Origin of the sequence: Sphingobium scionense (assembly GCF_014197035.1) — a bacterium.
Classification (GTDB): Bacteria; Pseudomonadota; Alphaproteobacteria; order Sphingomonadales; family Sphingomonadaceae; genus Sphingobium; species Sphingobium scionense.
Genome location: NZ_JACIEU010000069.1, coordinates 1 through 7285, shown reverse-complemented (window position 1 = coordinate 7285; position 7285 = coordinate 1). Strand labels below are relative to the sequence as shown.

At 62.6% G+C, this 7285-nt stretch carries 7 protein-coding genes and 1 other annotated feature; of the genes, 3 read left to right on the top strand and 4 right to left on the bottom strand.

The features are described 5' to 3' along the window. Positions 1-166 precede the first annotated feature (166 nt). Both GGQ90_RS28540 and GGQ90_RS29970 read right to left on the bottom strand, forming a co-directional pair. Positions 167-379, bottom strand: coding sequence for a cold-shock protein (locus GGQ90_RS28540; RefSeq protein ID WP_188084621.1), 213 nt, complete (start codon positions 377-379; stop codon positions 167-169). A 6-nt stretch (positions 380-385) separates the two neighbouring features. Further along, positions 386-454 (bottom strand): hypothetical protein, encoded by a 69-nt coding sequence (locus GGQ90_RS29970; RefSeq protein WP_343054220.1) that lies wholly within the window; start codon positions 452-454, stop codon positions 386-388. On the opposite strand from GGQ90_RS29970, the gene GGQ90_RS29965 reads away from it, so the two are divergent. After that, positions 431-733, top strand: coding sequence for a hypothetical protein (locus GGQ90_RS29965; RefSeq protein ID WP_343054221.1), 303 nt, complete (start codon positions 431-433; stop codon positions 731-733). The genes GGQ90_RS29970 and GGQ90_RS29965 overlap by 24 nt on opposite strands. Here the strand turns inward: GGQ90_RS29965 and GGQ90_RS28530 are convergent. Both GGQ90_RS28530 and GGQ90_RS28525 read right to left on the bottom strand, forming a co-directional pair. Next, on the bottom strand, positions 726-1577 hold the full coding sequence (locus GGQ90_RS28530; RefSeq protein ID WP_188084619.1) for a universal stress protein: 852 nt from the start codon (positions 1575-1577) through the stop codon (positions 726-728). The two genes, GGQ90_RS29965 and GGQ90_RS28530, sit on opposite strands and share 8 nt — an antisense overlap. A gap of 13 nt (positions 1578-1590) precedes the next feature. Beyond that, positions 1591-3075, bottom strand: a complete 1485-nt coding sequence (locus tag GGQ90_RS28525; RefSeq protein WP_188084622.1) for a SulP family inorganic anion transporter — start codon at positions 3073-3075, stop codon at positions 1591-1593. A 95-nt stretch (positions 3076-3170) separates the two neighbouring features. Continuing rightward, positions 3171-3225 (bottom strand) — a sequence feature (sul1 is cis-regulatory element that is thought to sense ions involved in sulfur or methionine metabolism; They are found in Alphaproteobacteria). A gap of 381 nt (positions 3226-3606) precedes the next feature. Between GGQ90_RS28525 and GGQ90_RS28520 the strand changes: the two genes are divergently transcribed. Together GGQ90_RS28520 and GGQ90_RS28515 are read left to right on the top strand one after the other, a co-directional pair. Next, positions 3607-4224, top strand: a complete 618-nt coding sequence (locus GGQ90_RS28520) for a recombinase family protein (protein ID WP_188084618.1) — start codon at positions 3607-3609, stop codon at positions 4222-4224. A gap of 9 nt (positions 4225-4233) precedes the next feature. Then, positions 4234-7239 carry a Tn3 family transposase gene (locus tag GGQ90_RS28515; RefSeq protein ID WP_188084617.1) on the top strand — a complete coding sequence of 1002 codons (3006 nt, stop codon included), beginning with the start codon at positions 4234-4236 and terminating at the stop codon, positions 7237-7239. The last annotated feature ends 46 nt before the right edge of the window (positions 7240-7285 follow it).

Here is a 7285-nt window from a genome sequence, read left to right as displayed (position 1 = left end):
GGGGGTTGAGTAGCAACGGAACAGAAAACCTACATAAGGCAGCACGCCTCGAGGCCCCGCGCCCTTCCGGAATGGTAGAAAGTGGTGGTTTCCTGTCGGTACGCTTTGCAGAGACCAACCACGATAGCTGCCGCCAGATCGACTTGCGAGAGAATTGTGTTGATCGTTAAACGCCTTCGAACCTCAGATTTACCGCCATGAGCGTTCCATCGGGTCGCTCAGCGGTATCGAAGATCCAGCGCTGCCCCTTTTCGATACTGTTTAGGCCAGCTTTCTCGACCTCGGAAACATGCAGGAACAGCTTGGGCAGCTTGTCGTCCCGGGAGATGAAGCCGAAGCCCCTATCGTGATCGACATATCGGACAGTGCCTGCCGGCATGGTGTCTTATCCTTTCCGTGCACAATTGATGCACGTCGCAATTCCGGGGTTATGTTCCAACCGGGCGGGTGCGATGTCCTCTCCGCAGCTGATGCAGAAGCCGAACTCGCCGTCCTCTATCCGACGGAAGGTTGCGGCTATGCCGGCAAGGTCAATCTGGCGCCGGCGAGACTCGGCCAGCGCCATGGCCTGCATCTGCATCGCATCGATACGCGACAGGCGCCCGACGCTGTCCTGCTCAAGTGTCACAGGCGCCCGGTCTGCTTCGGTCCGGCGATCCTGCTCGATCAGTGCCTCACGAGCCGAAGCCAGCTTGGCACGAAAGTGATCGAGATCCAGCGGCATACTACCTGACCAGCAGCACCGGCACGTGCACGGTGCGGATCATCGCCGTGGTAGTGCTGCCGACGATGAGCGTGCGCAGCGGCGAATGGCCATAGGCGCCCATCATCAGCATCGCGCCAGGTGTCTGGTCCACGATGTCGGCGATGACTGTCTCGGGCTTTCCTTGCCGCAGCGTGGTGCGAACCTCATGGCTGTCCCGCAACTGTCCGGCCGCATCATCCAGCGCCTGCCGGTGAACCGCGTTCTCACTGTCGGCCATGACGATATGGACCGGCAGACCAGTGAATAGGGGTGAGTTGACTAGGCGTTCGAGCGCACGGTTTGCGGATTTGCTGGCGTCGAATGCGAAGACGATTGCGCCAGGTTCCGACACCGCGCGTGAGGCGATCAGGATCGGCCGATCGCTGGCGCGCACGACGCGCTCGATCTTCGAGCCGATATGATCGGAGGCGAACTCATGGCCGGCGCCACGCTTGCCGATCACCACGACGCGCGCATCCGCCTCGCGTTCGAGGATCGTCTCTACGATGCCGCCATGACGATGGAGGCTGCGCACCTGATCCACGCCACCTTCCTGCAGGCGCTGCTTGGCCGCAGCCAGGAGCACGCGGCCGCGCTCAACCTGGAGTCTGGCATCGCTCTCCTCAAGCTGGACGAGCTCCTCCATCAGGTTAGTCTTCACGCCCAGGCCGATGGCACCGGACAGGTCATGCCGCGCGGCAACGGCGTCACGTCGTTGAACGACGTGAAGCAACTCGACGGGGAGCTGGAGCCGCCGGGACGCCCAGGCGGCAAGATCGCAGACGCTGTTGGCGTAAGCCGATGCGTCGATGCAGGCGAGAATGTGCTGCATGGGTCTTGTCCTCTCAATGACCGCCGAGCGCTGCTTCGGCGCCGGGCTTGTCGTGAATGGCGAAACGATCGACCATTGAGGCGCTGGCCTCGTTCAGGCCAATCACCTCGACTTCGATGCCTTCGCGGCGGAACTTCAGGATCGCCTTGTCGAGCGTGCCGACAGCCGAGATGTCCCAGAAGTGTGCTTGCGAGACGTCGATGACGACGCGATCAAGCACTTCCTTGAAGTCGAACGCATCCACGAAGCGCTCAGACGAGGCGAAGAACACCTGTCCGGCGATGCGATAGGTCCGACTGCGACCATCAGCCGACAGGTCGGTTGCGACCGTGAACAGCCGCTTGACCTTGCTGGCGAAGAACAGGCCCGACAGGATCACGCCAGCCAACACGCCTTGTGCCAGGTCATGCGTCCACACGGTGATCAGCACCGTGGCGAGCATCACCACGGACGACTGCCATGGGTGATGCCGGATGTCGCGGATCGAGCGCCAGCTGAAGGTGCCGATCGACACCATGATCATGACGGCGACCAATGCGGCCATCGGGATGATCGCCACCACCGGCCCAAGTACCAGTAGCAGGAACAGCAGGAATACGCCGGAAACAAAGGTCGACAGGCGGGTGGAGCCACCTGACTTCACGTTGATCACCGACTGGCCAATCATCGCGCAGCCGCCCATCCCACCGAAGAAGCCGGTGACGAAGTTGGCAATGCCCTGGCCCTTCATCTCGCGCTGCTTGTCTGACGGCGTATCGGTGAGGTCGTCAACGATCTGTGCCGTCATCATCGATTCAAGCAGGCCAACGGCCGCCATCGTCAAAGAGTAGGGAAAGATGATCTTCAGGGTCTCGAGCGTGAATGGCACGTCGGGAGGCCAGAAGCTGGGGAAAGCCGTGGGCAGTTCGCCCATGTCGCCAACGGTACGAACGTCAAAGCCGGCATAAAACGCCACGACCGTCAGCAGCACGATGGCCACCAGCGGCGACGGGACAGCCCTGGTGAGCCGCGGGAACAGGTAGATCACAGCCAGTCCGGCCGCGACCAGAATGTAGGTCAGCAACGGCACGCCGGTGAGTTCCGGCAGCTGGGCCATGAAGATCAGGATAGCGAGCGCGTTGACGAAGCCGGTGATCACCGAGCGCGACACATACTGCATCAGCAGATTGAGGCGCAGGAAGCCGGCGATCGCCTGCAGCACGCCCATCAGAATCGTGGCGGCGAACAGATATTCGACGCCATAGTCACGGACCAGCGGCAGGATCAGGACTGCGATGGCCGCAGTGGCTGCCGAGATCATGCCCGGTCGGCCACCGACCAGCGAGATGATGACGGCGATGGAGAAGGAGGCATAAAGACCGACGCGCGGATCGACGCCGGCGATGATCGAGAAGCCGATAGCTTCAGGTATGAGCGCAAGCGCGACGACGATCCCCGCAAGGATGTCGCCACGTGGATTGGCAAGCCATTCGCGTTTCAGCGAGGCAAATGTTATCATTGGAAAACCTGGAATATAGCTGCAGCACAACAGCGGCCAGACGCTCAGTAGAGAACGTATGCAGTTGTAAGTGGCAGAACGCCGTGGTGCTTCAAGGTTATCCCGGGGATAGGCGCCGGGCCGAGCCACCCGGTACGAGCCGGGTCCAGCGGATGCGCGGCCATATATAGCACCCTTGGCAGCATGGCAACTCACAATATTGAACGGAGGAACGGTCGATTAGGCGCCAGGTCTCACAACAACGCAATCAGTCGCGTAGGTCAGTGCATTCCACGGCGACCGCGCAAACAGCGCCATCGACTGATGTGAACAGACGACCGTTTTTAGTGATGTGGCATCGTGGCTGGACGGCAGAGAATGAGGCGATAACTGCCGATGCAGGATTTCCAACAAACCCCGGTTTGATGCGAAGCGGCTTGGCGCTTGCGAGCGGGCTGCTTGATGGGCCTCAATCTCATATATACCCGTCCAAAAACCTATAGCCGGTAAACCCATCCTTCGATAGATTGATAAACGAGGGAGCGGACGTCAATGCTGATCGGGTACATGCGGGTGTCGACGGGCGAGCAAAATCTCGATCTGCAGCGCGATGCGCTGGATCGTGCTGGATGCGACCGGGTCTTCGACGACGTGTGCTCGGGTCGCGCGACCGAACGGGCGGGGCTCGACAAGGCAATCGATATCATGCGTGATGGCGACACCCTCGTCGTCTGGAAGCTCGACCGGATTGGACGGTCGCTGCCCCACGTCGTCGGACTGGTCGGCGATCTGCAGAAGCGCGGGGTCGGCCTGAAGGTGCTGACCGGCGATATCGACACGACGACCGTCACGGGCCGGTTGGTGTTCGGTATCTTCGCGACTCTTGCCGAGTTCGAGCGCGACCTGATCCACGAGCGCACGATGGCGGGGCTGGCCGCGGCCAGGGCGCGTGGCCGTGCAGGCGGTCGGCCACGGGTCATGACGAAGCAGAAGCTGAAGGCCGCGATGGCGTTGATGGCAGACCGCGACAATGCCGCGCGCGATGTCGCGATCCAGCTCGGCGTGTCAGTGTCGACGCTTTATGCCTATGTCGATGCGAAAGGACAGCCGCGAGAGCGGGCCAGCGAACTGCTGGCCAAGCGCGGGACCAAGTCCACGGCAGCGGCATAACGCGAAGCGGTGCCCGTCAGCTTTCTCTCAGATGACCAAGCACTGCGATATGGTCGCTTCGTCGGCGATCCGACATCGGAACAGCTGGCGCGTCATTTTTATCTCGACGATGCGGACCGGGCGTTCATCGGCGCGCACCGCGGCGACCACAACCGGCTCGGTGTCGCGGTGCAGCTTGGCTCGTTAAGGCTTCTCGGCACCTTTCTCGAAGATCCGGCAAAGACACCGGCGTCGGTCACGCGGTTTACCGGCGACCAACTGGCGATCGACGGATCGGCCGAACTGATGGCGCGATATTGCGCGACCAAAGGACGATGGCGGCACGGCCCACGCATTCGCGATCATTATGGCTACCGCGTCTTCTCCGATCCCGACGTCGCGTTCCGATTGCACCGTTTCATGTACGCGCTGTGCTGGACGGGCACTGATCGGCCATCGGCGCTGTTCGATGCAGCAGCGATATGGCTGCTCGAAGCCAAGGTGCTGTTGCCGGGCCTATCCGTCCTCGAGCGCGATATTGCGCGGGTCCGCACACGGGTCGCCGCGCACGTTCATAGCCGTCTGGTCGATAAGCTGACGCCAGAGCAACGTATCCGGCTTGATACGCTCGTCGCTGTTACCGAGGACGGACGGCAAAGCCCGCTCGATCGGCTGCGTGACGGGCCATATCTGCAAAGCGGCCCTGAGATTAGTCGCGCCGTCGACCGCCTGACCGAAATCCGCACGTTCACCGCGGGCTTGCCCGAACTTGACCGCGTGCCACCCAGCAAGGCCGCTGCCTTGGCGCGATTTGCTGGGGCCGCGAAAGCGCAAGCCGTAGCCCGGCTTCCCGACGATCGGCGCGCGGCCACCTTGGTTGCATTCATCCGCACCCTCGAAGCGTCGGCCAGCGACGATGTGATCGACCTGTTCGACGTCGTGTCGGCCAAGATGTCCTCCAATGCGCGCATCAACGCCAAGGAGGCTCGGATGCGCTCACTGCGGGATCTCGACGCTGCATCGCTCCGACTTCGCGATGTCGGCACCGTGCTGCTCGATGACAGCATTGACGATGCGAAGGTTCGCGCGGCCGTGTTTGCGCTGGTTGACCGGTCGGCGTTGACGGACGCCGTCGCGCAGGTGAACCTGCTTGCCCGACCAAATGACGAAAGCTATTTTGTCGAGTTGCGCCAGCAGGCCGGCACGATGCGCTATCTGCCGAAGATGCTGGCAGCGCTCGATCTTGCAGCCGCGCCTGCGGGGCAGCCGCTGCTCGACGCGGTCGATCACCTGCGCAGAGTTCACCAGGGTGAAAAGCGCCGTGGGCCGGCACCTACCGCGTTCGTCCCCAAGGGCTGGGGTCGTCAGCTGAAGACCGATGACGGTGCATTCGATCTGACCGGTTACCGGCTTTGTACGCTCGACCGGCTGCGCCGTGCCATCCGTCGCCGAGACGTCTTTCCCGTTCGTTCGCTTCGCTATGCCGACCCGCGCAAGGGCCTGCTGACGGGGGCCGCCTGGGAAGCGGCCCGACCGACGATATGCCGCACGGTCGGCGTGGCAGTCGCTGGCGACGAGGAAATCGCCAAACTGTCGGCGCGGATCGATCTCGCCTACCGCGAGACAGCAGCGCGCGTGCCGGCCAATAATGCAGTGACCATCACAAAGACCGCGGGCGGTGCCGACCTGTCGATCGGGCCGCTCGACAAGATCGACGAGCCGCTCAGCCTCACCGATCTCCATAAGGCGATTGATGCACGGCTGCCGCAGTTGGATCTCCCTGAGCTGATCCTGGAGATGAACGCGCAAACCGGGTTCGGGGCGGCGTTCACTCATGCCAGCGAAGGCAATGCGCGCGCCGAGGATATAGCGACGACCATCTGCGCAGTACTTGTCGCGGAGGCGACCAATACCGGGTTCGAGCCGCTTGTACGTCCCGAGATGCCCGCACTGCGCCGGTCTCGGCTGAGCTGGGTGAAACAGAACTTCATGCGCGCCGAGACGCTGACCGCCGCCAACGCGCTGCTGGTCGCCGCGCACAACAGGATCCCACTGACCCGCGCCTGGGGTGGCGGCGAGGTCGCCTCGGCCGATGGGCTACGCTTTACCGTGCCGGTCCGCACGATCCACGCCGGCCCAAACCCGCGCTATTTTGGGCGTGAACGTGGCGTCACCTGGTACAATCTGGTTTCCGACCGCTTTTCCGGACTGAATGCCGTGACGGTCCCCGGTACGCTGCGTGACAGCCTCCATCTGCTGGCGGTCGTGCTCGACCAGGAAACCGAATTGCAGCCAAGCGAGATCATGACCGATACGGCCGGCTATACCGACACAATCTTCGGCGTCTTCCACCTGCTTGGGCTCCAGTTCTCGCCGCGCATCGCCGATATAGGCGGCGCGCGGTTTTGGCGTGTCGATGGCAAGGCCGATTATGGCGTGCTGGATGACCTCGCGGCGAACAGGATCAACACCAGGCTTATCGTCGAGCACTGGGATGACCTCCTTCGCCTGGCCGGGTCACTGAAACTCGGCGCCGTGCGCGCGACCGGACTTACCCGTGTCCTCCAGACCAACGATCGCCCGACAAGGCTGGCGCGCGCCCTCCAGGAACTCGGCCGCCTCATCAAGTCGCTCTACATGCTGCGGTTCATCGACGACGAACCCTACCGACGCCGCATCCTCGTCCAGCTCAACCGCGGCGAGAGCCGCCATCAGCTTGCCCGCACCATCTTTCACGGCAAGCGCGGTGAACTTCGCCAGCGCTACCGCGAGGGACAGGAGGACCAGCTCGGTGCGCTCGGGCTGGTCGTCAATTTAGTCGTGCTCTGGAACACGATCTACATCGATGCCGCGCTCAACCAGCTCCGCGCCGAAGGTCATGTGATCCTGGACGAGGACGTCGCCCGCCTTTCGCCGCTCGGAACCAAGCACATCAACATGCTCGGACGCTACGCCTTCACCATCCCCGACATGGTGGCGCGCGGCGAACTTCGGCCGCTACGCGACCCCGGTGCAGTGGGTATCGACGATGCCTGAAGGTGCGCCTTATGTAGGTTTTCTGTTCCGTTGCTACTCAACCCCC

Excerpts from the sequence above, each read along its gene's own strand:
- GGQ90_RS29965 (WP_343054221.1), top strand. The coding sequence starts at position 431 with ATGTTCCAACCGGGCGGGTGCGATGTCCTCTCCGCAGCTGATGCAGAA.
- GGQ90_RS28520 (WP_188084618.1), top strand. The coding sequence starts at position 3,607 with ATGCTGATCGGGTACATGCGGGTGTCGACGGGCGAGCAAAATCTCGAT.
- GGQ90_RS28525 (WP_188084622.1), bottom strand. The coding sequence starts at position 3,075 with ATGATAACATTTGCCTCGCTGAAACGCGAATGGCTTGCCAATCCACGT.
- GGQ90_RS28540 (WP_188084621.1), bottom strand. The coding sequence starts at position 379 with ATGCCGGCAGGCACTGTCCGATATGTCGATCACGATAGGGGCTTCGGC.
- GGQ90_RS28530 (WP_188084619.1), bottom strand. The coding sequence starts at position 1,577 with ATGCAGCACATTCTCGCCTGCATCGACGCATCGGCTTACGCCAACAGC.